At 74.1% G+C, this 24,099-nt stretch carries 22 protein-coding genes; 10 read left to right on the plus strand and 12 right to left on the minus strand.

The window, feature by feature from the left end; genetic code table 11:
• The first annotated feature begins 75 nt into the window (after window positions 1–75).
• Complete coding sequence (locus tag AC0666_RS20430) at window positions 76–534, plus strand: hypothetical protein (RefSeq protein WP_468964679.1); 459 nt, start codon at window positions 76–78, stop codon at window positions 532–534.
• A gap of 427 nt (window positions 535–961) precedes the next feature.
• Window positions 962–1,444, plus strand: coding sequence for a GNAT family N-acetyltransferase (locus tag AC0666_RS20435; protein WP_478708102.1), 483 nt, complete (start codon window positions 962–964; stop codon window positions 1,442–1,444).
• Between the two features lie 1,576 nt (window positions 1,445–3,020).
• Here AC0666_RS20435 and AC0666_RS20440 read toward each other — a convergent pair.
• A complete protein-coding gene (locus tag AC0666_RS20440) occupies window positions 3,021–4,082 on the minus strand; it encodes a helix-turn-helix transcriptional regulator (protein ID WP_468964674.1) in 1,062 nt (353 codons plus the stop codon).
• Window positions 4,083–4,187: 105 nt separating this feature from the next.
• Here AC0666_RS20440 and AC0666_RS20445 point away from each other — a divergent pair, with 105 nt between their 5' ends.
• Window positions 4,188–4,640: a DUF3224 domain-containing protein gene (locus tag AC0666_RS20445; protein ID WP_478708074.1), complete on the plus strand. Its 453-nt coding sequence runs from the start codon at window positions 4,188–4,190 to the stop codon at window positions 4,638–4,640.
• Window positions 4,641–4,706: 66 nt separating this feature from the next.
• Here the strand turns inward: AC0666_RS20445 and AC0666_RS20450 are convergent, their stop codons facing one another.
• Window positions 4,707–7,448 carry a DNRLRE domain-containing protein gene (locus AC0666_RS20450; RefSeq protein ID WP_478708075.1) on the minus strand — a complete coding sequence of 914 codons (2,742 nt, stop codon included), beginning with the start codon at window positions 7,446–7,448 and terminating at the stop codon, window positions 4,707–4,709.
• 271 nt (window positions 7,449–7,719) lie between these two features.
• Between AC0666_RS20450 and AC0666_RS20455 the strand changes: the two genes are divergently transcribed.
• The 3 genes from AC0666_RS20455 (at window position 7,720) to AC0666_RS20465 (ending at window position 9,297) form a co-directional block, all read left to right on the plus strand.
• Window positions 7,720–8,022, plus strand: coding sequence for a hypothetical protein (locus AC0666_RS20455; protein ID WP_361719389.1), 303 nt, complete (start codon window positions 7,720–7,722; stop codon window positions 8,020–8,022).
• Between the two features lie 160 nt (window positions 8,023–8,182).
• Complete coding sequence (locus AC0666_RS20460) at window positions 8,183–8,647, plus strand: Crp/Fnr family transcriptional regulator (RefSeq protein ID WP_468579844.1); 465 nt, start codon at window positions 8,183–8,185, stop codon at window positions 8,645–8,647.
• A 206-nt stretch (window positions 8,648–8,853) separates the two neighbouring features.
• Window positions 8,854–9,297, plus strand: coding sequence for a subtilase-type protease inhibitor (locus AC0666_RS20465; protein ID WP_468579843.1), 444 nt, complete (start codon window positions 8,854–8,856; stop codon window positions 9,295–9,297).
• 111 nt (window positions 9,298–9,408) lie between these two features.
• Here AC0666_RS20465 and AC0666_RS20470 read toward each other — a convergent pair whose 3' ends face one another.
• Window positions 9,409–10,275, minus strand: coding sequence for a GNAT family N-acetyltransferase (locus AC0666_RS20470; RefSeq protein WP_478708076.1), 867 nt, complete (start codon window positions 10,273–10,275; stop codon window positions 9,409–9,411).
• Between the two features lie 125 nt (window positions 10,276–10,400).
• A complete protein-coding gene (locus tag AC0666_RS20475; RefSeq protein ID WP_468964666.1) occupies window positions 10,401–10,865 on the minus strand; it encodes a hypothetical protein in 465 nt (154 codons plus the stop codon).
• 207 nt (window positions 10,866–11,072) lie between these two features.
• Between AC0666_RS20475 and AC0666_RS20480 the strand changes: the two genes are divergently transcribed.
• A complete protein-coding gene (locus AC0666_RS20480; RefSeq protein ID WP_468964664.1) occupies window positions 11,073–12,170 on the plus strand; it encodes an alpha/beta hydrolase in 1,098 nt (365 codons plus the stop codon).
• A 68-nt stretch (window positions 12,171–12,238) separates the two neighbouring features.
• Window positions 12,239–12,967: an SIR2 family NAD-dependent protein deacylase gene (locus AC0666_RS20485; RefSeq protein ID WP_478708077.1), complete on the plus strand. Its 729-nt coding sequence runs from the start codon at window positions 12,239–12,241 to the stop codon at window positions 12,965–12,967.
• A gap of 40 nt (window positions 12,968–13,007) precedes the next feature.
• Here the strand turns inward: AC0666_RS20485 and AC0666_RS20490 are convergent, their stop codons facing one another.
• From AC0666_RS20490 to AC0666_RS20515, 6 genes are all read right to left on the minus strand, one after another.
• Window positions 13,008–13,490: a VOC family protein gene (locus tag AC0666_RS20490; RefSeq protein ID WP_361719410.1), complete on the minus strand. Its 483-nt coding sequence runs from the start codon at window positions 13,488–13,490 to the stop codon at window positions 13,008–13,010.
• A 137-nt stretch (window positions 13,491–13,627) separates the two neighbouring features.
• Window positions 13,628–17,206: a bifunctional glycosyltransferase/CDP-glycerol:glycerophosphate glycerophosphotransferase gene (locus tag AC0666_RS20495; protein WP_468964660.1), complete on the minus strand. Its 3,579-nt coding sequence runs from the start codon at window positions 17,204–17,206 to the stop codon at window positions 13,628–13,630.
• Between the two features lie 179 nt (window positions 17,207–17,385).
• Window positions 17,386–17,757 (minus strand): hypothetical protein, encoded by a 372-nt coding sequence (locus AC0666_RS20500; RefSeq protein WP_468964658.1) that lies wholly within the window; start codon window positions 17,755–17,757, stop codon window positions 17,386–17,388.
• Window positions 17,758–17,837: 80 nt separating this feature from the next.
• On the minus strand, window positions 17,838–18,260 hold the full coding sequence (locus AC0666_RS20505; protein WP_468964656.1) for a roadblock/LC7 domain-containing protein: 423 nt from the start codon (window positions 18,258–18,260) through the stop codon (window positions 17,838–17,840).
• Between the two features lie 80 nt (window positions 18,261–18,340).
• Window positions 18,341–19,135, minus strand: coding sequence for a transcriptional regulator (locus AC0666_RS20510; RefSeq protein ID WP_468579832.1), 795 nt, complete (start codon window positions 19,133–19,135; stop codon window positions 18,341–18,343).
• Window positions 19,132–19,533 carry a hypothetical protein gene (locus AC0666_RS20515; protein WP_468579831.1) on the minus strand — a complete coding sequence of 134 codons (402 nt, stop codon included), beginning with the start codon at window positions 19,531–19,533 and terminating at the stop codon, window positions 19,132–19,134. The genes AC0666_RS20510 and AC0666_RS20515 overlap by 4 nt, the downstream gene beginning before the upstream one ends.
• Before the next feature lie 256 nt (window positions 19,534–19,789).
• Here AC0666_RS20515 and AC0666_RS20520 point away from each other — a divergent pair, with 256 nt between their 5' ends.
• Complete coding sequence (locus AC0666_RS20520; RefSeq protein WP_468964652.1) at window positions 19,790–21,091, plus strand: M48 family metallopeptidase; 1,302 nt, start codon at window positions 19,790–19,792, stop codon at window positions 21,089–21,091.
• 24 nt (window positions 21,092–21,115) lie between these two features.
• Here AC0666_RS20520 and AC0666_RS20525 read toward each other — a convergent pair whose 3' ends face one another.
• Together AC0666_RS20525 and AC0666_RS20530 are read right to left on the minus strand one after the other, a co-directional pair.
• Window positions 21,116–21,760: a DUF6461 domain-containing protein gene (locus AC0666_RS20525; RefSeq protein WP_478708078.1), complete on the minus strand. Its 645-nt coding sequence runs from the start codon at window positions 21,758–21,760 to the stop codon at window positions 21,116–21,118.
• 46 nt (window positions 21,761–21,806) lie between these two features.
• Complete coding sequence (locus AC0666_RS20530; protein WP_468964650.1) at window positions 21,807–22,370, minus strand: TetR/AcrR family transcriptional regulator; 564 nt, start codon at window positions 22,368–22,370, stop codon at window positions 21,807–21,809.
• Window positions 22,371–22,521: 151 nt separating this feature from the next.
• On the opposite strand from AC0666_RS20530, the gene AC0666_RS20535 reads away from it, so the two are divergent.
• Window positions 22,522–23,763 carry a helix-turn-helix domain-containing protein gene (locus AC0666_RS20535; RefSeq protein ID WP_468964648.1) on the plus strand — a complete coding sequence of 414 codons (1,242 nt, stop codon included), beginning with the start codon at window positions 22,522–22,524 and terminating at the stop codon, window positions 23,761–23,763.
• Window positions 23,764–24,099: the final 336 nt, after the last annotated feature.

A 24,099-nucleotide genomic window follows, 5' to 3' on the forward strand; every position in this document is an offset into this window, starting at 1 on the left:
CTCAGTTCCCCGAGCGTGAGGTACTCAGCTGCGTACTCACGTGACGTACGGACGACGACCGGGAGGGCGGTGGGGATGAACGGATCCGCGCAGGGCTTCGAGCCGGCGACCGGGGACGGGCCGCAGCCGCCCGCCACGGCGGCCCGGGCGGCCGAGGTCCGCACGGCGTACGAGGGGCTGCTGCAGATCCGCCGCATGGTGAACGGCCGGGCGGGCACCGCCGTTCCCGCCCCGTGGGAGGTGCGGCAGCTGCCCCGCGCGGTGGCGCTGGTGCTGGAGGCGGCGGACCTGGTGCCCTCGGCGGTGGACGCACAGGGGCGGCGTACGCGGACCGGCTACCGGGTCGCCCCCGGACCGGCCGGGGAGGAGCGGGCCGTGGTGAGCTGGCTCGGTCCGCCGGGCAGCGGTGCGGCCGGGGAGGAACAGGACCGGCTGGCGGCCTGCGCGGCGGTGCTCGAACCGCTCGGGTGGGTGTGCCTGCTGTACCGCGGCCCGCGCGGGCGCCGCTTCCTGGAGGTGGAGCCGCCGCGCTGACCGCCTGCGCGGAAAACCGGTACCGCGGGGTGCGACCACCCGGCACACTCGCCCGATGAGCATGCTCGACGTACTGGCGGACCGCGTCGGCCGGGGCGAGACCGTGGAGTTCCGGCCGACCGGCACCTCGATGGTCCCGCTCATCCACAGCAGGCAGCGGGTCCGGGTCGCTCCGGCCGACCCGGCGCTGGTCGAGGCCGGTGACATCGTCCTGGCCCGCGTCGCGGGCACCGTGTACCTGCACCTGGTATCGGCGGTGGACGGGCCGCGCCGCCGGGTGCAGATCAGCAACAACCGGGGTCGTGTCAACGGCTGGACCGGCCACGATCGGGTGTTCGGCATCTGCCTGGCCGTGGCGGACGTGCCCCGCCCGGGCGCTGCCGCGAAGGTCCGCCGCAGCCGCCCGCCGGCGGTCCGTCCCGTACCGCTGGCCACCGCCCGCCTCGACCTGCTCCCGCTGCGGACCGACCACGCCGACGAGCTGGCCGTCGCCCTGGCCGACCCGGCGCTGCACGCCTTCACCGGCGGTGCCCCGCTGCCGCCCGAGGCCCTCCGGGCCCGCTGCGCCCGGCTGGCGGCCGGCTCGCCCGACCCGTCGGCCGTGTGGGGCAACTGGGTGCTGCGGCTGCGCGAGGACGGCCGGCTCGTGGGCACCGTCCAGGCCACGGTCACACCCGCCCGGGGCACCGCCGAGGTGGCCTGGGTGGTCGGTACGCCCTGGCAGGGCCGGGGCCTGGCCGTCGAGGCGGCCCGGGCGCTCACCGGCTGGCTGTCCGGCCTTCCGGTCGGCCGGCTGATCGCGCACATCCACCCGGAGCACCATGCCTCGGCGGCGGTCGCCGCCGCCTGCGGCTTCGTTCCGACCCCGGAGCGCGAGGACGGGGAGATCCGCTGGCAGCGCCCGGCCTAACGCCCCCCTGAAGGGTCGATCGCGCGGAGTGCCTCGCGGGCGGCCGCGGTGATGACCTCGTCGGCCCGCAGTTCCTCGTCCTGATCGCCGGTGTACACCGACACGCGGACCCGGCGCTCGACCAGCGCGCGCAGGGCGGGCGCGGCCGGCGCGACGTCGCCCGCCTCGCGCTGCCGGGCCGCTCGTCCAGCCGGGCGAACTCGGCCTCGGCCCGAGCCCGTTCGCCCGTGATCCGGACCAGGGCCATGCGGACGTGGTCGACGAAGCGGCTGCCGCCCTGCGCGTGTTGGCCGCGGAGGTCGCCGAGTTCTTCGAGCAGCGGTACGGCGGCGGCCGCGCCCGGCCCGATCTCCCCGAGGGCCAGGACCGCCTGCGTGCGCAGGCGGCTGTCACCGGCCGCGGACAGCAGGCGCCGGAGCTGCGGTACGGCGGCCGCCGAGGCCGGCCCGCAGGCGCGCAGCAGGCCCAGGGCCGCCCAGACCTGTTCCGTGTCGTCCGTACGGTCGAGCAGACCCGCGGCGGCCGACACGAGGGGCCCGGTATCGGCGCCGGACCGGGCGAGGCCCTCGGCCGCTTCGCCGACCACCCCGCGGGAGCCGCCCCGGGCGACGAGCCGGCTCAGCGGCGCCAGTGCCCGTGCGTCGCCGACCCGGCCGAGAGCCGCGGCGGCCGTCTCGGGCAGTTCGTCGAGCAGAGCCGCGAGTTGGTCGGCGCACAGCCGGGCCGTCTCCAGCGAAGCGCCCATCACGGCCGCCGCAGCCGCCCGTACCCGGGGGTCCGCCCCCGGGCGCAGCAGCGGCCGCAGCGGCGGTGCGAGCGCTACCGGAGCCGCCCGCCATTCCCGCAGGGCCACGGCGGCCATGTCCACCGCCGCGCGCTGCGCGACGGGGGCGGACCGTCCGGCCAGCAGGGCCACGTGGGCGTAGCAGGTCGCCTCGTCGCCGCGGGACCGGGCCGCCAGCCCCCACACCGTGCCGGCGCCCCAGCCGATGAGGCCGCCGGGTCCGCCGAGCCGGGCCCCGGCGGCGTCGAGGTCCGCGAGGACCGCGTCCGCGTCGGGCCGCCGCGACGCCCGCAGCCGGATCGCCGGATCGCGGTCGGTCCGCAGCGTCCGGAGTGTCTGCCGCTCTTCGGCGGTGGGTCTCAGCAGCAGGGCCTCGGCCAGGGCGAGGCGGACCACCGGGTCCGGTCCCTCTCCGGGGCGGGTCAGCAGGCAGGTGGCCCGGCGGCGGTCGGCCTGCGTCAGCAGCCAGGCCGCCGCCCGCCGTACCGCTTCGTCCGGGTCGTGCAGCCGGGCTGCGGCCGCGCTCGCCGCCTCGGGCCAGGCGGGGCGGTCCGGGGGGTTCTCGCCGGTCAGCTGCAACAGCAGCGGCAGCACGAGGAGCCGTACGCCGGCCCGCGCATCGGCGGTGCGGGCGAGCAGCTGCTGCGCCACCGGGCCGGCGCGGTCCGCGCGTACGGCCGTGAAGATCGCGCTGCGGGCCCGCCTGGCAGGCTGCTCCGCCCTGGTCAAGGCGCGCTTCGTCGATCCAGGTGTCCACAGGGTCGGCCGGTCCGTGGACCGGCTGTCGGGGGCTCACAGCCCCGGGCGCCGTACGCCCTTTCGCATCGTCATGCGGTGGTCGTGCCCCGGCCGGCCGTCCCCGGCACAACCGGTTTCCGCGTAGCGCTCGGCCAGTGCGGCGACGGTGTCGGCGAGGGCCCGGCGGAGCTCGGGAGGGCCGAGCACCTCGGCTTCGGTGCCCAGGCGGAGCAGGTCGCCGACGGCGACGGACCGGGATTCCACCGGGAGGTGCACCAGGACCCAGCCGTCCGGGTCGGCGGGGTCGGCCGGCTCCGCGTCGGCGAGGGCGCGTACGCCCGCCGCGCCGAACTGCATCGGAAGGAGCCGCCGGCCGCGCGGGGACAGCAGCAGCCGGGCCGTCTCCTGGTGGAAGGCGTCCTCCAGGCGCCGGGTGGACTCCTGCCAGTACGCGGCGAGGTCGAAACCCGCGGGGCGTTCGAAGCCCTCCGAGCCGGTGTCCACCGTGAGGAAGCGGGCCACGCGGTAGCTGCGCACCCGCTCGTCGGACGCCCGGGCGACGAGGTACCAGATGCCGCCCTTGAGGACGAGGCCGAGCGGATGCAGCGCGCGGCCCGGGCGCTCCTCGCCGCTCCAGCGCCGGTATCGGGCGTGCAGGACGCGCTGGTCCCAGACCGCTTGGGCGATCTGCGCGAGGTGCGGTACGGGGTCGGCGTCGCGGAACCAGGCCGGGGCGTCCAGGTGGAAGCGTTCCTGGAGCCGGCGCCCCCGGGCGGCGAGTTCGGCGGGCAGGGCGGCCTGGAGCTTGAGCTGCGCGGCGGCCAGATCGGCGCCGAGCCCGAGCTCCCGTGCCGGGCCGGGCGCACCCGCGAGGAAGAGCGAGCCGGCCTGGGCGTCGGTGAGGCCGGTGAGCCGGGTGCGGTAGCCGCCCATCAGGCGGTAGCCGCCGGCGCGTCCGCGGTCGGCCTGGACGGGAATGCCGGCAGCGCCGAGCGCCTCGATGTCCCGGTGGACGGTGCGGACCGACACCTCCAGTTCGGCGGCGAGTTCGGACGCGGTCAGCCGGCCGCGGTTCTGCAGCAGCAGGAGCAGGGAGAGGAGCCGGTCGGCGCGCATGCAGCCATTGTCAGGGATACCTGACAGAGGATGTCAGGTATCCCGGACAGGCTGGTCATCGCGCCGGGCACCTCAGCCGCCCGGCCCGGAACCAGGAGAACCCCCATGCCCACGAGCACCGCCGACTCCCCGCGCGCCGCCGGCACCACGACCACCGGCCGTTTCACCTTCGCCGACTGGGAGGAGCAGCCGGTCGGCCCGGCCGACTCCACCCCGCGGCTGGCCCGCTCCACGGTCACGAACGCCTTCGCCGGCGGGATCGAGGCCGAGGCGACCACCTGCGGCTACACGTTCACGTACACCGGGGAGAGCGTCGGTGTCTTCACGGGTCTGGAGCTGCTGTCGGGCGCGGTCGACGGCATCGAGGGGGCGTTCGTACTGGAGCAGCGCGGCACCTTCGACGCCACCGGTACGCAGTGCACGTTCGAGGTGGTGCCCGGCTCCGCGACGGGTGAGCTGGCCGGACTGTCCGGCTCCGGCTCCTTCACGTCCCGGCACGGAGAGGCCTCGGTCGCGTACACCTTCACCTACGCCCTGGACGGTGCCGCAGTCCGCTGACCCGCGTACGTGAAGAGGGGCCGCGGACCGGCCGGTCCGCGCCCCTCCCCGGTGGTCGGCGCGCCGTCACGGGGCGCCGAAGGTCAGGGTCAGCTGCGGCGTCCCCTCGTTCGCCTGGGCCTCGGAGGACCACAGCCACAGGGCGTCCGTGCCGGTGCTGGTCAGCGCCAGGCCGTAGGCGGTGCCCAGGGCGCCCGCGACGCTGCCCGTGCTCAGCGCGGCGGTGTGCACCGCCGAGCCGTCGGGAACCCCCGGGAAGCTGCCGAGCGCGGGAGCGCCCAGCGCCGGGCGGTTGGTGTAGGTCGTCCCGGCCTCGGACCAGGCGCCGGTGACCGGGACCACGGAGACGGTGTCGGCCGTACCGGCTCCGCTCATGGTGCTGGTCTTCACGCTGAGCACGGCCGACTTGAGTACCGTGCCCGCGGGGGCGGCGGGCAGGTCGAAGCGCAGGTAGGAGGCGTAGAAGGAGCTGCCGCGGACGGCGAGCGAGCTCGACGTGCCGTAGGTGGCGTCCGGGGCGCCCGCGTTGGCGTAGGTGTCCTCGGCCGCCGTCACCCGGACGACGGAGTCCGCCGGGGCGGACGCCAGGGTGTAGTGGTTCTGCACCTGCGCCGCGCTCAGGACGCTCGGGTAGACGGCGGTCTCGTCCAGCCGGCCCGCCCAGTAGTCGCTGGTCGGGCGGTCGGGCCAGCCGCCGAGGCTGTCGCCGCCGGCGTGCCAGTACCCGGAGAAGTTCTCGTGCGTGGTGACAGCCAGGGTGCCCTTCTGGGCGCCGTCCACGTAGAGGACCATGCCGCCGGGTCCCTGGGTGGCGACGACGTGGTGCCACCTGTCGTCGTTGTAGCCGGCGCTGGTGGTGATCGTGCGGGTGGCGCCGGTGTAGACCCCGTAGACGAGCCGCCCGTCATTTGTCATGTAGATGTGCTTGTCGTACTGATTGCTGCCGCGGGTCTGGTTGCTGCCGAAGCCGAAGAGCTTGCCGCCGCGGGTGGTGTTCGTCCTGAACCAGGTCTCCAGGGTGTAGCTGCTGCCCACCGTCTGCCGCTTCTCCCCGTAGACCTGCGTGTCACTGCCGTTGAAGCCGATCGCCGTGCTCGCTCCGGAGACCGCGCCGGGGCTCTGGCGCAGGGCCGGTGCGTTCAGGTGCACGCCGCTCTGGTTGCCACCGTCCGACGAGTCGGCGGCGAAGGGCAGCGCCGACTCGTCGTAGCGCCAGAACAGCTGCGCGCCGTCGGTGCGCACCCGGTTCGGGTAGGCGTCGACCGAGGCCGGCACCGTCACGCTCGCGGTCCCCGACAGGGCGCTGGTGTTCCCGGCCGCGTCGCCGGCGGTCACCCGGTAGGTGTAGGTCTGGCCCGCCGTGACGGTGGTGTCGGTCCAGGAGGCCTGCGGGCGCCGGAAGAACAGCGAGTCCGCCGTCACGGTGGCGATCGGGGTGGCCGCGCCGCCCCGGTAGATGCGGTAGGTCAGCGCGCTGTCGTCGAGGTCGAGGCTGGTACGCCAGCGCACCTGCACCTCGCCGGGCTTGAAGCTGACGGCGCTCGCCACCGGGACGGTGGGCGCGCCCGTGTCGCCGGTGGAGGAGAACCGGGTCAGGCTCTGCTGCGCCGCGCCGTTGACGGTGGTGAACTCGCCGCCGACCCAGAGGTACGGGTCCCCGCCGCGGGACCCCACCGTCATCACCCGCGGGCCGATGCCCTCGCCGATGCCGTCGTTGGTGTCGGGAGCCCAGCCCAGCTTGCCGGTGCCGCCGGTCGGCTGGGCGAGCAGGTGGTGGCGCTGTCCGTCGGGGAACTCTCCGACGCTGGAGCAGTCGTGCGCGTGCGAGGCACTGTAGAGGACGTTCCGGTACGGGAGGACGGCCTGGGTGGCGCCGAGGCAGGTGTCGCGCCAGCGCTGGTTGAAGCCTGCGAGGTCGAGCGCGATCCGGCCGTCGAAGACGCCGCCGCCCGTGCCCTCGTTGGCGGTGTAGAAGCCGGTCGCGTCGGTCGCGATGTCCTTGACGACGGAGTTGGTCTCGATGAAGCCGGGATAGGCCTTGGCGAGTGCGCCGCTGGCGGCGTCGACGACCGCCAGTGCGTGCGTGTTCGTCCCGTTGACGGTGAAGAAGTCGCCGCCGAGGACGACCCGGCTGCCGTCCGGGGTGACCTCGACGGCACGGCCCGGCTCGTCCGCGTCGGCCCTGAAGGGCCGCAGGGCGCCGTCGCCCGCGTCCACGGCGGCGAAGCGCTCGCGCTGTTGGCCGGCCGCCGTCAGGAAGTCGCCGCCCGCGTAGACGGTGTCGCCGGTGACGGCGAGGGCGCGGACGGTGGCCGGGAAGGCCGGGCGGAACGAGGGCTTCACGGTGCAGCTCGCGACGTCGACGGCGGCGAGGCTGGAGACGGGGGTGCCGTTCACGGCGCCGAAGTAGCCACCCGCGTAGAGGGTCTTCTTGTCCGGCGACAGGGCCAGGGCGCGGACGGTGGCGGTCCCCGAGCCGACGGTGAAGGACAGCGTGCAGGAGGTCGGGGCGCCGGTCGCGGCATCGAAGGCGGCGAAGTTCACCGCCGGCCGCTCGGCGCCGCCAGCCCCTTCGGGGGGACGTACGGCGGAGAAGGTACCCCCGGCGAAGACGGTCCCGTCCGCCTCGGCGAGGGCCCAGACGACGCCGTTCGGCTGCCAGGTGGGCAGCGGGTCCGCGGTGAAGGCCACGGGCGGGGTGACGGCCGCCGCCTGCGGGGCCAGGCCGAGGCCGAGGCCCGCGCCGGTCGCGGCCAGGGAGAGGGTGAGGGCGGCGGCCAGACCTCTGGTCCTGCTGGTTCTGCGCATGAACCCCCCAGTTCGGTGTCACTGTGCGGTGAGGGCCGACAACGGGCGTACCGCCGTCCCCGACCGTGCGTACGGCCGCACCCTAGGACGAATCACCGCCCCGTTCACCGCACTTGGCACATCGGATGCACGATTGCTCCGCGGCGCCCGCGGGGCGGCCCGGCGGGGCTCGGGCCGCCACCGCCCCCGGAGGATCCTGGCGAAAGCGCCCGCGCGGGGGCCGCGCCGCTCTACCGTGCCCTGAGGGGGACGGCACTCGGAGGGTGGGGCAATGGACGAAGAAGAGGACATGCGGCTGGCGGGGATGACCCCGGAGATCTCCCGCCGCACCCTCACCATGCTGCGCGGGCTCGCCGGGCTGGAGCCCCCGGAGCAGGTGCCCGAGAACGCGATGGTCGTCGCGGACGAGATCCTGGCCGAGCACGGCACCGACGGGCTGCGGGTGCTGGTCATGACGCTGGCCGCCTGGGCGACGGCGCAGATCGAGAACGTCGCCGAGCTCAGCCGGCGCAGCCACGAGGCGGTGCTCGACGCCATGGAGCTGGCCTGCCTGGAGGCCAATGCCGAGGAGTAGGGGCGCCCGGCCGGCCGGGGCGCGCCGTGATCCGCCGGGGCTCCCTGCGCACCGGTCGGCGCGTGCGGGCCACCGTATCGGCGGTCCACCGGAGCACAGCTGCGATCACGCGGGCTTCGGCGACACTGGGGGTAGCGGGGGGCCCTGATCGGAGGCCGTCGTGAGCACACCTTCCCCCATCCGCATCGCCGCCGTCCTCTCCGCCGAGCACCGCGGACGGCTCATGTCCCAGGCCCGCGAGGTCAACTTCGCCGAGAACGCGCGGATCTTCGAGGAGGGCGGCCCGGCGGAATCCTTCTGGATCGTGCGCTCCGGCACGGTGACCCTCCAGGTCCCCGTACCGGGCGCCCGCCGGCCCGCCCCCGTCGAGAACCTCGGCCCGGGTGAGCTGGTGGGCTGGTCGTGGCTGTTCCCGCCGTACGTGTGGCAGCTGAGCGCCGAGGCGATGACCCCGGTGCGCGCCTACGAGTTCGACGCGGGCAGCGTGCGGATGCTCATGGACGCCGACCCCGCCTTCGGCTCGGCCATCGGGCACTGGGTCGGGCGGGTGCTCGCCCTGCGGCTGCAACAAACTCGCACGCGGCTGCTCGACCTCTACCTCCCGCGCGCCGCATCCGCCCTGTAAAAACGGGGTTCCGTAAAGGTTTCAGCGCGTGTGTTCGGCCGTTTCGGCGGGACGCTGCGCCACTGGTCAGCGGCCTGGCACCGCTGCGGTCTGCGCTCATGCGCTTACGATCAGTGACGAGAAATAGGGGTGCGAACGGGCGTTCGCGGCCGGGGTGGGCAAGACTCCTGTCCGCTATCCGACACAACCCAACCAAGGAGTTCGAAATGCGGTCCATCGCAAAGGGTCTCGGCCTCGGTTCCGCCGCCATGGCGCTCACCGCGCTCACGGCACTGGCCTGGCCCGGAGCTGCCGACGCCGCGCCGTCCGGTACGGAGAGCCTGTACGCGCCGTCCGCCCTCGTCCTCAGCGTCGCCAACGGGGAGGACGCCGCGACCGGCACCGTACTGCGCGCGGTGACGCTGGTGTGCGCGCCGAAGCCGGGCGGAACCCACCCGTCGCCGAAGGCCGCGTGCGCCGAACTGCGGGCGAACGCCTCCGAACTGGACGCGCTCGCGGCTCCGCAGGGGAACGTGGACTGTACGAAGGAGTGGAACCCGATGACGGTGACGGCCGACGGCGTCTGGCAGGGTCACCGGATCAACTACGCGTACACCTACGGCAACCCGTGCGGCATGCGGCACGCCGACAGCGCGCTGTTCAGGTTCTGACGGCCTGCCACCTGACGGCCCGGCCGCCCGGCAACCGCGCAGCGGCAGCGGGTCACGAGGGCACCACCGGCCGGGCGGCGCCGTGCGACCGCCGCCCGGCCACCGGGCCCCTCAGCCCAGCTCCAGGCTGGTCACCCCGTACAGCCCGGCCAGGTCGAGGTCCGGGGCGGGGCCCGTGTACATGCGGGCGGCCTCGAAGACGGGGACCAGCCCCAGTCCGGCCATCAGGGCCGTGGCCGCCGCATTGGCGTCGGGCACGTCCACCGCGACCACGCCGTCGGGCGCGTGCCGCGCGAGGCGGTGCAGCAGGGCGGCGGCGATGCCCGGCGTCGCCGCGTACAGCGGTCCGATCCTGGCGGCACCGCTGCACGGTCGGATCACCCCGAAGCCCTCGATCCGGCCGTCGCGGACGACGGCTACGGCGGTCCGGCCGGGCAGACCGGTCCAGGCGGACAGGAAGGCGTCCCGGGCCTCCGGGAAGAACCGGCGGTCGTAGGCGGCGAGCAGTTCGAAGGGCAGCCGGGCCGCGTCCACCAGCTCGGCCCCGCCCAGGAGCGCCGCCTCCTCGGCACCACCGGCAGCCGCCCCCGGCACGCCCTCGTGGCGGACGTTGTTCCAGGCCCGGCGGAAGCCGGACGCGCGGTAGTTGGCCTGCTGGTCGACGACCCCGTCCAGGCCGACCAGCCGCCCCTCCAGCCGGTTCATCCCGGCGTGCCACAGCCGCATCCCGTAGCCCTGGCCGCGCAGGGCGGGCCGGACGATGTAGAAGCCGATGAACCCGAAGCCGGCCCCGTAGCGCACGGCCGAGAGGGAGGCCACCGGTTCCCCGTCGATCCGGCCGACGAGGAAGCCCGCCGGATCGGCCACCGCGAAGGCGAACCGGTCGGACTCCCCCGGGTTCCAGCCCTCCTCCTCGGCCCAGACGCGGAACAGTTCCATGTCGGCGGCGCTCGCGCCGGTGATCTCGAATCCCGTCATGTCCCGTGTTGTACCAGAGGGGGTCCGGGGGCGTACCGGGTGCTGCCGAAGAGTGCAGTTGCCGGGCCTCCGCCGCGTGCGGGCGTCGACCCGGCGCTCTTCCCCGGGGTTCCCGTTCCGGGAGGTCAGCCCGCGCAGATCACGTCGTCCAGCACGATCGGGTGGGAGTCCAGGCGTACGTACGCGGTGAACGTGTCCGTGACGCCCTCGTCCCAGAGGGTGGTGACGGTGGCCCAGCCGACGCCGGCCGTCTGGGCGACGGTGACCGGTCCGATCGCGATGTGCTGCGGCTCGTTCTGGGCGCACAGCAGGACGTCGACGTACGGGATGTGCGCCTGCTTCTCCTTGAGCTGCTGCGAGACCCGCTGCTCGCGGTCGCGCGGGGAGGGTCCGTGCGCCCCGTAGAAGGCGGTGAGGAAGGTACTGATCTCGGCCGCGCCGTGTCGGTGCCGGTGGTGGGCGGCGGCCGGGGCGGGGTCGGCATGGGCGGCGGCCGGGGCGGGGTCGGCGTGGGCGGGGGCGGATGAGGGGGCCAGCAGCGCCAGGGGGGCCAGCAGCAGGGCCCCCAGGCTGTACGGGGTGATTTTCATGCGGGATGTGTAACCACCGGGGCCGGGGACGGGCAGGGGTGGAGGGCGTATCTCACTCCGGTGGAGGGCGGGATTCACCGCAGAAACGACCCTTCGACGTGATCGGTGGAACGGTTTTACCCGTGTGGCTCTCTAGCCAGGTACGCACCGACCGGCGGCGCTCTGGACCGTGCGTCCAGCCGAGACTGCAGGGGGAATCACCCGGCCATGGGTTTGACGAGTGGACTGTTCCTGGCGTGCGTCGTGCTCTGCACGGCGCTGGCGTTCGCCGCCACGGTATGGCTGTGGCCGCGGCTGGCGCGGCGCGGCTGGGGGGCGGTGCTGGGGCGGGTCGGACTGCTCGCCCTCGTCCAGGTCTTGTTCTTCTCGTCGGTGGCGCTCACGGCCAATCGCAGCTTCCTCCTCTACGACTCCTGGGCGGACCTGGCCGGTACGAAGCGCCAGGAGGTGGCGGCGCCGGGCGGGGCGGCCGTGCGGGTCCTCGGACGGCAGACCCCCGACGTGCCCGGTGGCGGCAGTCCGCGCACCGCCGGAGTCGTCGAGAAGATCACCCTGTACGGCGAGCGCTCCCGGGCCGCGGCCGACGCGTACGTCTACCTGCCGCCGGAGTACTTCCACAAGGGCAACGAGCAGCGCAGGTTCCCCGCGGCCGTCGTCCTGACGGGGTACCCCGGCATGGCCGAGAACCTGTTGAAGAAGCTGCGGTACCCGAGGTCGGCGTGGACCCTCGCCCGGGAGAAGAAGATGCAGCCGATGATCCTCGTGATGATGCGGCCCGCCATCTCGGGGGCCAACACGCAGTGCATCGACGTGCCCGGGGGCCCGCAGAGCGAGGCCTTCTTCGGGGCGGACGTCACGAAGGCGATGGCCGGCACCTACCGCGTCGGCGGCTCGTCCCGCGGCTGGGGGATCATCGGCGATTCGACAGGCGGCTACTGCGCCTTGAAGATGGCGCTCCAGCATCCGGAGACGTACGCGGCCGGCGTGGGCCTGTCGGCGGACTACAAGCCGGAGATCGACGGGCAGTCCGGCGACCTCTTCCAGGGGAACAAGGACGAGGAGAAGCGGTCCGACCTGCTGTGGCACCTGGACAACCGGCCGCAGGGCCCGACCTCGTTCCTGGTCACGAGCTCGCTCCAGGGCGAGCCGAACTACAAGGCGACCCAGCAGTTCATCAAAAAGGTCAAGGACCCCGCCCGCGTCTCCTCGATCACGCTCGACCACGGCGGCCACAGCTTCAACACGTGGAACAGGGAGATCCCCCCGGCGCTGGAGTGGCTCAGCGGACGCCTCGGCGCCGAATAGGGCCCTGACACGGTGCGGCCGCGATAATGCGGTCGCGCGCGGGGAACGGCCGTACGTAGGGTCGCTCCATGGGGAAGCCGCTTGTCGCCGTGTTCAGTGGGGCCGGGATGTCCACCGATTCCGGGATTCCGGATTACCGGGGGCCGCAGGGGCTGTGGCGGCGCGCCCCGGATGCCGAGAAGCTCGTGACGTACGCGTACTACATGGCCGATCCGGAGATCCGGCGCCGGTCCTGGCAGATGCGCATCGAGGTCGGAGCCCTCGCGGCGCGGCCGAATGCGGCGCATCTGGCCGTGGCCGAGCTGGAGCGCGGGGGCACGCCGGTGCGGGTGATCACACAGAACGTGGACGGGCTGCACCAGCTCGCCGGGATGCCCGCCCGCAAGGTGTTCGAGCTGCACGGATCCGCCCGTTCGGTGGTCTGCACGGCCTGTCACGCCCGGTCGGCGATGGACGAGGCGCTGGCCCGGGTCGCCGCCGGGGAGCCGGACCCCGCCTGTCTGGCCTGCGGCGGGATCCTCAAGTCGGCGACGGTGATGTTCGGTGAGCGGCTCGACCCGGAGGTGCTGGCCCAGGCCGTGGCGGTGGCCAAGAACGCGCACGTCTTCATCGCCGTCGGGACGACCCTGCAGGTGCAGCCGGCGGCCTCGCTGGCCGGGATGGCCGCCGAGGCCGGGGCCCGGCTGATCATCGTGAACGCGGAGGAGACGCCGTACGACCTGCTGGCCGACGAGCTGATCCGCGAGCCCATCGGCACCGCCCTCCCGGCCCTCCTGGCCCGGATCGCCGGCCGGTAGGCCGGAAACCTGGAGCCGCGGGGGCCGAACGGGCCTGGCGTCAGGCGGCGTCCGCCGCGCGGCGGAGCTCCGCGACGTCCAGCTTCTTCATCTGCATCATGGCCCGGAAGGCCCGGGCCGCGCGCTCCGGGTCGGGGTCGCTGATCAGCTCGATGGCTCCCGGCGGGATGACCTGCCAGCTCAGCCCGAACTTGTCCTTGACCCAGCCGCAGGCGGACTCCTCGCCGCCGTCCCGGGTCAGTGCGTCGTAGTAGTAGTCGGCCTCGGCCTCGTCCTCGCAGTGGATCTGGAAGGAGATCGCCTCGCTGAAGGTGAACTGGGGGCCGCCGTTGAGGCCGACGAACTTCTGGCCGTTGATCTCGAACTCGACGACCATCACCGAACCGGCCTGGCCCGGGCCGTTCTCGGGGTAGCGGGCGGTCCGGCCGGGCTTGCCGTCCTTGAACACCGACAGGTAGTAGTCGGCGGCGGCTTCCGCGTTGCCGTCGAACCACAGGCACGTGGTGAAACCGTTGCTGGTCATGACTGCCTCCGGGCGGGTGCTGGGCGGGCGGGAAGGTGGGGCACCGTTCCCGCACCCATACAGACCGGCCCCGGGCCCGAAATTCATCGGTGGGCCCGGGGCCGGTCCGCATGTCCGCCTGAATGCACTCCTACGGCCTACACCGCGGGCCCGGCACCCAGCTCCAGCATCCGGTCGACGACCCGCTCGCTGGCGCGGCCGTCGTCGAGGTCGCAGAACTCGGCGCGGAAGGCGGCCCGGGCCTCCTTGTACTCCGCTCCGACGGCATCCGCGTTGCGGACGGCCTCGATCAGGCTCGCCGAGTCCGCCAGCAGCGGACCGGGGGCCTTCTCCTCCAGGTCGAAGTTGAAGCCGCGCAGCGTGGTCCGGTAGTGCTCCAGGTCGTAGGTGAAGAGCAGGATCGGCCGGTCGGTGAGCGCGAAGTCGAAGATCGCGGACGAGTAGTCCGAGATCAGGACGTCGGCGACGAGCAGCAGGTCCGCGGCGTCGGGCCAGCGCGAGACGTCGACCACGAATCCGTCGCGGACGGAGTCGCGGACCTGCTCGGTCACGTGGTGGTGGCCGCGGACGAGCAGGACGTGGTCCTCGCCGAGCTCGCGCCGCGCGGCGTCGAGGTCGATCTGGAGGTCGAGCTTGTAGCCGCCCGTCCAGGACTCGCGGTTCTCCCGCCAGGTCGGCATGTAGAGGACGACCTTCTTGCCCTCGGGCAGGCCGAGCCGCCGCCTGACCTCAGCGATCCGCTCGGCGTCGGGCCGTACGAGCGCGTCCGCGCGCGGACTGCCGGCCTCGATGACCTCGCCCTGGTAGCCGAGGGCGCGCTTGAGGAGGGGGGTGGCGTACGAGCTCGGGGAGGCGAGCAGCGACCACTGGGCGCTGTCGTGCTCCAGCGCCTCCAGGACCTCGGGGCTCGTGTAGTAGTCGTGGATGAAGTCGTGGCCGATCTCCTTGATCGGCGTGCCGTGCCAGGTCTGTACGACGACCTGGCCGGCGCGGCGCTGGAAGTGCAGCGGCACGCTGTCGTTCACGACGTAGTAGCGGGCGCGGGCGAGGGCGTCCCAGGCCTCCACGCTGTCGTGCTGCACGGCGCGGGCGGTCGGGGGCACCTCGGCGCGGCCGTCGCGCACCAGCCAGACGTGGTCCAGCTTCTCGCCGCGGCGCACCAGCTCCTCGTGGATGGCCCGGGGCGAGTCGCCGGCGCCGTTCCCCTGGAAGGTGTCGTAGACCACCATGTCCTTGACCGGCAGGGTGCGCTGCTTCGGGTAGGTCTCGAAGCGGGTGCGGCGCTGGGTGTAGCGGGAGCGGTCGTGCGGGCTGAGCAGCGGGTCGGCGACCAGCACCATCCGGTCGTAGAAGCGCGCCTCGACGCGCATCCGGCGGCCCTCCGTGGTGAAGGCGTGCGGCCCCTTGTGCAGTGCGGTGGGCGCGAACTGGACGGGGGCGCCGCGGTCGACCCCGAGCAGGCCGGCGGTGGTGCCGCCCTGGGCGACCGGCCGCAGGGTGGGCCACCAGCGGCCCTTGGGCAGCGTGGTGCGGCCGGCGTACGCCTCGGGGAGCACGGGCTCGAAGGAGGCCTCGAAGCGGTCGCCGTCGCGGGTGACGGGGTAGCTGAACTCGGTGCCGTGGGCGTCGTGCAGGACCAGCTCGTACGGCTCGTCGGTGGGGGCGACGAACCGGCCGGTCAGGGTGACCCGGCCGTCCTGGGTGGCGACGGTGTCGATCAGCGGCGGCGACGGCTGCACCGAAAGCGTCAGGTGTCCGGTGTTGCCGCGCTTGGCGAACAGGGCGCGGCCGGCGGTCCCGCCGGGCAGCGGCACGACCAGGCCGGCGAAGCCGCCGCGCTCGTCGTGCGCCAGCCGGTGGTCGGTGCCGTCGGCGGCGGTGACGGACAGGCTCCACGGCTCGGGCGCCCATCCGCCGGGCTCGCACTCGGCGTCCGGTACGGCGGCCAGGTCGGCCAGCGTGACCCGCGCGGTGAAGGGGGTGCGGCCGGCGACGGGCGCGCCGGTCTCCAGCGGGAAGGTCAGGACGGTGCCGGTGGAGACGTGCTCCGCGCGCAGGCTCGCACCGGCGGCGATCCCGGCGGCGAGCTCGCCGACCAGCTCGACGGCGTCGTCCCCGGCCGGGCGGACGTCCAGGGCGCGGGCGCGGACGACCTCGACCTGGATGGTCAGGGCGCCGCTGGCGTTCGGGATGATGCGGACGTCGGGGGCGACCCAGTGGGCGGGCGGGTTCTGCCCGGTGTCGGACTCGCCGCCCTTGAGGCGGGCGCGGTGCAGGCCGCCCGCACCGGTGACGGCGACGGAGGTGGTCCACGTGCCGTCGTTCCACTTGCCGCCCGACTGGAAGACGGCGGGGTCGACGACGGCGGTGAAGCCGGCCCAGTCGGCGTGGCGCACGGCCAGGTGCGGGGAGTTCACGGTGGCCATCGGGGAGGCGACCGTACGGGTGCTCACGACGGTGCGGCGTCGCTTGCCGCCTTCGCGGAAGACGAGCATCTTGCGCGAGCCCAGGCGGCTCTCCGCGCCGAGGTGGCCGGGCAGGGCGTAGCCGCGCAGCAGCAGCTTGCCGTCGCTCCAGACGGCCTGCTCCAGGCGGCTGACGACGCGGCGCTCGCGCGGGCCGAGGGTGAGGATCTTGGCGGGGACCGGCGGGCGGCCGTGCAGGAAGGGGTAGTCGGCCTGCGGGCGGGCCAGTCCCTTGACGGGCACGCTGTAGGCGTAGTCGCGCTGGTGGTGCTGGAGGGCGATGAAGTCCTCGACGCGGCCTTCGCGGGCCAGGAAGGCCTTGAGGCGGTCGGCGACGGTCAGGTCGTTCCAGGGTCCGGTGCCGATCTCCCGGATGAGCCCGCCGACCTCCTTGACGAACGCGGCGCGGAAGTCGGCGCCGCCCTCCCCGACGTACTTGTATATGAGCGGGAGCTCCTCGCTCAGCACGTTGTAGTCGTAGTCGCGCAGGTACCGGACGTACTTGGCGCCCTGCTTGGCCTTGAGGGCCTCGCGGACCAGCCGGACGGAGGTCACGCGGTCGATGAGGGAGACCGGGTCGGTGGAGCGCTGGGTGATGGAGCGCTCACCGGTCTCGCGGACGCGCCAGTGGTAGACGCAGTCGCTGAGGATGTCGACGCTGGAGGCGAAGTAGTGCGCGGGGATGCTGACGGGGGCGTCCTCGTAGAGGATGCCCTCCGGGTACTGGAAGCCGTGCTCGTCCCAGAAGCTGCGCCGGTAGACCTTGTTCCACGCGGTGCGGTCGGTGACCAGCGCCGGGAACTTGGAGATGTGGGTCTTCAGCTGGGTCCGGGCGAAGGCGGCCCGGTGGCCCCAGGACTGCTGCATGCCGACGGAGCGGAAGCGCTTCACGTTGCCGCCGGCGAAGTCCGAGCCGGTCTCGTCGAGGGCGGCGATCAGACGCTCGTAGGCGTAGGGCGGCATGGTGTCGTCACTGTCGACGAACGCCAGGTACTCGCTGTCCTTGGAGGCGTGCCGGGCGCCGACGTTGCGGGCGGCGCCGAGACCGGCGTTCTCCTGCATGACGACCCGGAAGCGCTTGTCCCGCGCCGCGAAGGCTTTGGCGATGACGGCGCTGGTGTCCGTGGAGCCGTCGTCGACGAGGATGCACTCGAAGTCGGCGAACGTCTGGGCGGCTATGGACTCCAGGCACTCGTCGAGATAGAGCTCGACGTTGTAGACGGGGACGACGATGCTCAGGCGCGGGGGCATGGGTGGCGGGTTCTCCAGCGTTTTAAGCTTTTTCGATGATCAGTTGATGACAGCATCCTACTCGGTAACGGGCTGATAAAGTCGCCCCATCCTGGACATATGCCCCCTCCGGACCGGGGCGGACGGCAAAGAATTCAGCCGCCCGCCACCTCGGCGCCGGTAACCGCTCGAATGCGGGCTCAGACTTCGAGCGCGGCTTCGATCTTCTTGAGCTGGTGCCGGGCCATCGCCAGGTTGGCCCGGTTGCGGTCGAGCGCGAGGTAGAGGAAGAAGCCCTTGCTCTCGCGTCCCTTCAGCAGCCGGATCAGGTGGTACTGGCCGCCGAGGGTAATCAGGATGTCCTCGATGTCGTCCTTCAGGCCCAGCATCTCCATCGTGCGGACCTTGGCGCGCACCACATCGGTGTTGCCCGCGGCCGCCACCGCGAGATCGAGGTCCTTACCGCCGCCGACGGTGCCGAGGGCCATTCCGCTTCCGTAGTCCACCAGGGCGGCGCCGATCGCGCCGTCGATCGTGGTGGCTTCCTTGAGCGCGAGCTCCACGTTGTCCATGAGGGTTTCCTCTCTCTTGTGCTCTTGTTGCTCTTGTGGGAGTCCCGGTGCGGATCCGCGCCGGGGTACGGGGCAGGGGCTCAGGCCGTCGGAGCGGTGGGGCCCCGGCGCCCGAGGGTGTGGTCGATGAGTTCGGCTATGCGCAGGCTGGAGCGGCGGGCTTCCAGGTGGAGGCGGCCGACGTTGACGCGCGGCTCCGCTATGAGGGTGAGGACGGCCGCGTCCCCGGCGGCGTACGTGGCGACGTACCCGTGTTCGCCGCGGACCAGCAGCTCGCGGAACCCGCCCTGGCCGGTGCTGTCGCTGAGCCGCTGGGCCACTCCGAGGGCGGCCGCGGTGAGGGCAGCGACGGCCTCGGCCTCGGTGGCCGCGCTGTCCTGGGCCAGCACCAGGCCGTCGGCGCTGCCGGCGAGGGCGCCGGTGAGCTGGGGGACCCGGGCCCGCAGCCGGCGGAGCTCGGCCAGTATCTCGGCTTCGGCCTCGGGCACCATCGCCGTGCTCATGTCGGCCTTTCTCCTTTCGGGCTGCCTTCGCTCAGGGCGGTCGGCGCGCTCGGAGCGCAGAGCCGGTCGCAGCGGGAGCCTCACAGGCTTGCCTCCAGTGCGTCACGTAACCGGCGGAGCAGCGCCACGTCCGGGGATTGGGTCTGGGTCATCCAGTCGGGCAGGGGTGGTGCGGGAGCCGGCGTCAGAGCCGGCGCGTGCGGGGTCTCGACCAGTCCGGCCGCCGCGAGGCGCCGTACGTCGAGCAGCGTGTGGAACGCCGGCCGGCCCAGCACCCATGCGAGGTCCGCGGGGGTCCGTACGCCGTCGGCCTGGGCCAGCAGGAGCCGCTGGCGGGCGGTGGCGGTCTGGCCCGGGGCGGCGGCCCGGGGCACCACGGGGGCGGTGTCCAGCAGCGGGTAGGGCCAGACGGCGTCGAGGAGCTCCCGGCGGCGCCGGGTCTCGCGTTCGACGGCGGCGGCCGGGACGGAGCGGACCGAGCCGATCCAGTGGGTGGCGCCGCGGCGGAAGCGCGAGGGGCCGCTGCCCGGGGACAGCGCGAAGAAGGCGGCGTCGAAGATGGCGGCGAGGTGGCAGATCTCCAGCTCCCCTCCGGCGAGACCGCCGCTGTCCACGAGGAAGCGGGCGACCTGGCGCCGGGCACCGGCCCGGTCGACCGCCTCGCGCCACCGCTCGGGGGCCAGGCCGCCACCCGCGGTGAGCAGGACGTCGAGACCCGGTGTGGCGGGGCTCTCCGCGTGCACGATGCGCCCGTCCTCCAGGAAGAGGGTGCCGCGGTCACGGAGCAGGGCGCCGGTGGCCCGCTCGGCGGCGAGCCGGGTGAGCAGCGGGGAGACGGCAGCAGAGGCCGGCCCGCCCGGGTGGGCCGTGGTCATCTGAGCACCAGCCCCTCGGCCAGGACGCGGAGTCTGTGCCGGGCGAGGGCGAGGTTGCCGTCGGTGCGGTCGAGCCACAGGTGGAGGAAGACGCTGCTGTCGAAGCTGGTCTCGACGAAGCGCAGCACGTGGTAGCCGCTGCGGGTGGTGAGGATGAGGTCCTCGACCGGCTGTCCGGGGGGCTCGCCCGCGGTGTCGGCGGCCTGCGGGGCGAAGGACTCGTATTCGGCGGCGGCCCGGGCCAGCTCCGCGGTTTCGGCGGCGGTCGTCTCGTGGTCCCCGACGGGCGAGTCCCCGGCGGTACCGAGGGCCAGCCCGCTGCTCCAGTCGACCAGCGAGGCCCCCCGCGCCCCGGGCAGGGCCATGGCTTCGAGCAGACATTCGTCGATCCCGGGCACGCGGGCTCCCCTCCCGGTCAGACGTGCGAGGTGCACGGTCGTTCGGCGCGACAGGAGGAACTTACTCAACTTCCACACTGTGGAAGGGCCTTCTGGCATTTTCCGCGGGAACATGCACGGAACCGCGCGACACCTTGGCCGGAACCCTTCGCCTTTTGATCACGAATGGTGATCACGGAGTCCCGGCCTCCGGCCGCCGCCCTCTATCCTTCCCCGGCTGCGGATCTTTCCTCTTCCGCGGCCGAGGGGGGAATCCATGGACATCACCAGCAGTACGCCGGCGACCGGGCGCCAGTGCCCCGAGTGCGGGGCGGCCATCACCGTGTCCGAGCGGTACGTCGGCTGGTGCGCGGCATGCGACTGGAACGTGGACCCGGGCGCGCCCGACCCGGCCCCGGGCCGGATCGCGGCCGTGCAGCGGCGACTCTCCCAGGCGTACGGGCAGCAGCTGGCGGCCGAGATGGAGAACGGCGGGGGCGAGAGCGGCTCCGCCCGGCGGGACGTGTCCTCGGTACTGGCCGTCGCGCTCGCCCTGCTGGTGCACGGGGTGACCCTGGCGCTCGTGGTGACGGGACTGCTGCTGATCGTGCTGGGCTGGACCACCGGGGTGCAGCCGGCGGTCGGTGCGGTGCTGCTGCTGGTGGCGGTGGTGCTGAGGCCGCGGGCCGGGCGGCTGCCGAAGGACGCCCCGGTGCTGCACCGGGCCGACGCGCCGCGGCTGTTCGGGCTGATCGACGAGGTGGCGGGCGTCGTCGGCACGGCCGGGGTGGAGGCGGTGGTGGTGGAGCCGGTGGCCAACGCGGCCGTGACCACGTACGGCCTGCGGCAGCGGCGGGTGATGTACCTGGGTCTGGGCCTGTGGGAGATCCTCTCGCCGCAGGAGCGGGTCGCCCTGCTGGGTCATGAGCTGGGGCACTTCGCCCACGGGGACGTCCGGCGCGGGTTCGTGACGGCCGGAGCGCTGCAGGCGCTGCACACCTGGTTCTACGCGCTCGCGCCGGTCCGGCCGTACCGCCTGCTGGACCACTTCGTGAACGCCGCGACCTTCCTGCCCAGGTGGGCGGTGTTCGGGCTGCTCGTGCTGCTGGACCACCTGACGCTGCGGGAGTCGCAGCGGGGCGAGTACCTGGCCGACGCGAGCGCCGCCCGGGCCGGGTCGACCGAGGCAGCGGTCGGCCTGATGGACCGGCTCCTGATCAGCGGCTCGGTCGGCCCGGAGCTGCGGCGCGAGTCGGTGGCGGCCCAGATGGGAGGCGGCCGGGCCGGGCGCGAGGCCCGCGACCGTGCGGAGCAGGGGCTGTGGGAGCGGCTCGCCGCGCACATGGCGGCCGTACCGGAGCACGAGTACGAGCGGCTGCGCCGGGTGGGGGCGCGGCGCGGGCACAGCGTGGACACCACGCACCCGCCGACCCATCTGCGCCGCCACTGCGCGGCCACGGGCGGACCGCACCCGGCGCAGGTCGTGTACGACGACGCACGTGCGGCGGGGGTGGCGGCCGAACTGGCCCCCGCGCGCGCCGCACTGGCCCGCCGGGTCATCCGGGACTTCGCCGGCTGACTCCCCTGCGCCGGCTCCGCCCCCTCAGGTGCAGGTCACGAACGCCGGGAGCGGGGTGTCCTCGATCAGGTGGCGGGGCAGGGACAGGCCGAAGCGGCGTTCCAGGACGGCGAGGGTGCGGCGGTCACGGTCGGCGTCTTCCTCCTCCTCCGCCTCCGGTTCCGCGTAGCTGCCGTCCGGGGCGAGGATCCCGGCGCGGACCAGCTCCGGGAGCAGGAAGTCGGGCCGGTGACCGCCGCGCCAGCCCTCCTCGCCGAGGCCGAAGCAGCACACCAGCTCACCGTCGCGGGCGTACGCGAACTGCTTGGGCGGACGGTCGGGCTGCGGGTCGAGGTGGACGGCCTCGGCGCCGGAGCGGGACACCTCCGTGAGGCGCTCCGCGCCCGCCGGCACGCCGTGTTCGACCGCGAAGGACCAGCCGCCCCAGCTGCCGACCCGGGCCACGCCGTCCCCGTCCGTCGTCTCGGTGACCATGGTCCAGGCGTCGCCCGCGGCGAGCGGGCCCGGACGGACGCCCGGGACCGCCCCGAGCCGCACGGCGAGTTCCTCGGGGCCGATGCCGCGGGCGAAGGTCAGGCCGACGTACCAACCGTCCCAGTCCGCCAGCCACCGGATACCGCCGTCGCCGCTCCCGGTCCTCGTCCCGCTCCCGGTGTCCGCGTGCTCCACGGCCCCTCCCGCGTATCGTGCCGGTCCTGTGCCACCGGAACGATAGTCATGGGGTGGGGCGCTCCGGGAGGAGGCGCTCGACCATCGTCTCGATGAGCCCCTCCACGGGGTACGGCTCCAGCAGCGCCGGCGCGGTCAGATCGTCCACGATCAGCCCCAGCATCGCGAGGTACAGCAGCACCACGCCCTGCCGGTCGCCGGGCAGTCCCGCCTCCAGGTGCCAGGAGACGTTCGCCTCCAGCTCCTCTGCCTGGAAGCCGGCGAGCTCGGCCTGGAGGTCGGGGCGGCGGGTGGCCTCCAGCCGCAGTTCCAGCATCGCGATGTGCACGCTGCGCTCGCGGCGCATCCGGGCCACCAGCTGTCCCAGCAGCACCTTGGTGTCCAGCGGCCCTGCCAGGTCGGCCGGGTCGGGAGTCAGCCGCTCCCGGGTGCGGTGCAGGATCTGCACCAGCAGCTGGGCCCGGTTGGCGAAGTAGTTCGACGCGGTCCCCGTCGGTACGCCCGCCTCCGCGTCCACGGCCCGCAGGGTCAGACCCCGCGAGCCCTCGCGGGCCAGCACTTCGATGGCGGCGTCGAGCAGTGCGGCGCGGCGCTGCGGGTTCTGGCGCATGCGGTTCCCTGGGGTGGATGGGGCGGTCGTTCTTCTTCGTCCCGCGGGAGCACTGCAAGTGCAGTGCTCCGCCCCACGCTAGCCGAACCGGCGGGTCCCGCTCCGTCCCGGCCCTCCCCACCGCCCCCTCACTCGTGCCACCCTGCCCGTCATGGAGCGGATCATCGAGGAGCTGGGCGAGGACCTGTCCCGCCGGATCGCCGTCACGGCGGACCGGCTGGCCGACCGGACGCTGGCCGAGGACCCCGCGTACGCCGCCCTGCTCGGCCGGGCCGAGCTGCGCGAGCGGATCCACCACAACCTGCGGCAGTCCGTCGACGGCCTGCTGCGCAGCTACCGGGGTCTGCCGGTGGAGCTCGCCGACGCCCGGGCCACCGGCACGCTGCGCGCCGAACAGGGCCTTCCGCTGGACTCCTTGCTCCGCACCTACCGGCGCGGCGGGCGGCTGCTGTGGCAGACCCTGACCGAGGCCGTCACGGTGCACGACCCGGCGGCGCTGCCCCGGCTGCTGCCCGCCGCGGCCGCGCTGTGGGACGTACTGGACCAGATGACGGACGCGGTGGCCGAGGCCTACCGCCGTACGGAGGCCGCGCGCTGCGAGCGTGACCGGGAGCGACGCGCCGCCCTCCTGGACGTCCTGCTGGACGGGGCCGCCGCGGCGGGCGGCCCCGCGGCCTCGGAGGCCGCGGCCCAGCTGGGGCTGGCGGAACGCGGCCGGTACGCGGTGGTCGTCCTGGGCGCCGGCGGCGGCACCGGTGGCCGTACGGGGCACGACCCGGCCGCCCCCGGCCCGCGGGTGCTGTGGCGGATCCGGGCCGACGGGGAGACCGGCCTGGTGGAACTCGGCCACCATCCGCTGGACTCCGTACGGGACGTGCTCGCCCCGCTCGGGTCCCGGGCCGGGGTGAGCCCGGTGGTCGAGTCCCCCGGCGAGCTGGCCCGGGCGCGCTGGCTGGCCGCACTGGCGCTGCGCACGGCCCCCGTCTCCGGCGGTCCGCGCACGGCCCTGCTGGACGAAGGGCTGCCCGCGGCGCTGGTCGCCTCCCAGGCCGAACTGGCGGGCCGGCTGCGGACGGTGGTGCTGGGACCGGTGCTGGCGCTGCCCGCGGCGGACGGCCGGGTGCTGCTGGACACCCTGGGCACCTGGCTGCGCTGCGGGGGCTCGACGACGCAGGCCGCGCAGCGGCTGTACTGCCACCGCAACACCGTCTCCAACCGGCTGCGCCGCCTGGAGCAGCTCACCGGCCGCTCGCTGTCCGATCCTTCGCAGGTGGTGGAGCTGGCGCTGGCGCACGCGGCGGTGGTCCAGCAGGCCGCGGACCGGCCCCCGGCCAGCTCGGCCGCGGCGGTCGCGGCGGGTAGGGGACGCCGGTCACCACGACGCCCGGCGTGAACGGCGCCGCGCCGGGCTGCCGGCGCCGTGCCGTCGGGGTGCCGTCATGCCAGCTCCTCGGCCCGCTGGGCCAGCCACAGGTCGTGGTGCGCGCTGGGCGACCGGAGCAGAGACCGCTCCAGCAGCGCCTCCACGCGGGTGGGAGGTGCGGCTGGTCCAGTACGGGGGCCAGGGCGCGCCGCTCGTCCAGCGTGAACAGCAGGGCCGCTCGGCCCTCGCCGTGCAGGACGGCCGACCGCACGCCGCGGCTGCTCAGCTCGGCCGCGCCGGACGGCGAGTTCGGGACCGGCGGGTGCCGCGGTGTCCGAGGCGGGCGGTGAGCCAGTGCAGCAGCGC

The organism is Streptomyces sp. NPDC043680 (assembly GCF_056436685.1).

Bases quoted from the DNA above. Each gene is read 5' to 3' on its own strand.
- AC0666_RS20510 (WP_468579832.1), bottom strand. From the start codon at position 19,135: ATGACCACGGCCCACCCGGGCGGGCCGGCCTCTGCTGCCGTCTCCCCG.
- AC0666_RS20450 (WP_478708075.1), bottom strand. From the start codon at position 7,448: ATGCGCAGAACCAGCAGGACCAGAGGTCTGGCCGCCGCCCTCACCCTC.
- AC0666_RS20455 (WP_361719389.1), top strand. From the start codon at position 7,720: ATGGACGAAGAAGAGGACATGCGGCTGGCGGGGATGACCCCGGAGATC.
- AC0666_RS20470 (WP_478708076.1), bottom strand. From the start codon at position 10,275: ATGACGGGATTCGAGATCACCGGCGCGAGCGCCGCCGACATGGAACTG.
- AC0666_RS20495 (WP_468964660.1), bottom strand. From the start codon at position 17,206: ATGCCCCCGCGCCTGAGCATCGTCGTCCCCGTCTACAACGTCGAGCTC.
- AC0666_RS20465 (WP_468579843.1), top strand. From the start codon at position 8,854: ATGCGGTCCATCGCAAAGGGTCTCGGCCTCGGTTCCGCCGCCATGGCG.
- AC0666_RS20490 (WP_361719410.1), bottom strand. From the start codon at position 13,490: ATGACCAGCAACGGTTTCACCACGTGCCTGTGGTTCGACGGCAACGCG.
- AC0666_RS20530 (WP_468964650.1), bottom strand. From the start codon at position 22,370: ATGCGCCAGAACCCGCAGCGCCGCGCCGCACTGCTCGACGCCGCCATC.
- AC0666_RS20445 (WP_478708074.1), top strand. From the start codon at position 4,188: ATGCCCACGAGCACCGCCGACTCCCCGCGCGCCGCCGGCACCACGACC.
- AC0666_RS20520 (WP_468964652.1), top strand. From the start codon at position 19,790: ATGGACATCACCAGCAGTACGCCGGCGACCGGGCGCCAGTGCCCCGAG.
- AC0666_RS20505 (WP_468964656.1), bottom strand. From the start codon at position 18,260: ATGAGCACGGCGATGGTGCCCGAGGCCGAAGCCGAGATACTGGCCGAG.
- AC0666_RS20480 (WP_468964664.1), top strand. From the start codon at position 11,073: ATGGGTTTGACGAGTGGACTGTTCCTGGCGTGCGTCGTGCTCTGCACG.
- AC0666_RS20475 (WP_468964666.1), bottom strand. From the start codon at position 10,865: ATGAAAATCACCCCGTACAGCCTGGGGGCCCTGCTGCTGGCCCCCCTG.
- AC0666_RS20535 (WP_468964648.1), top strand. From the start codon at position 22,522: ATGGAGCGGATCATCGAGGAGCTGGGCGAGGACCTGTCCCGCCGGATC.
- AC0666_RS20430 (WP_468964679.1), top strand. From the start codon at position 76: ATGAACGGATCCGCGCAGGGCTTCGAGCCGGCGACCGGGGACGGGCCG.
- AC0666_RS20485 (WP_478708077.1), top strand. From the start codon at position 12,239: ATGGGGAAGCCGCTTGTCGCCGTGTTCAGTGGGGCCGGGATGTCCACC.
- AC0666_RS20500 (WP_468964658.1), bottom strand. From the start codon at position 17,757: ATGGACAACGTGGAGCTCGCGCTCAAGGAAGCCACCACGATCGACGGC.
- AC0666_RS20440 (WP_468964674.1), bottom strand. From the start codon at position 4,082: ATGCGCGCCGACCGGCTCCTCTCCCTGCTCCTGCTGCTGCAGAACCGC.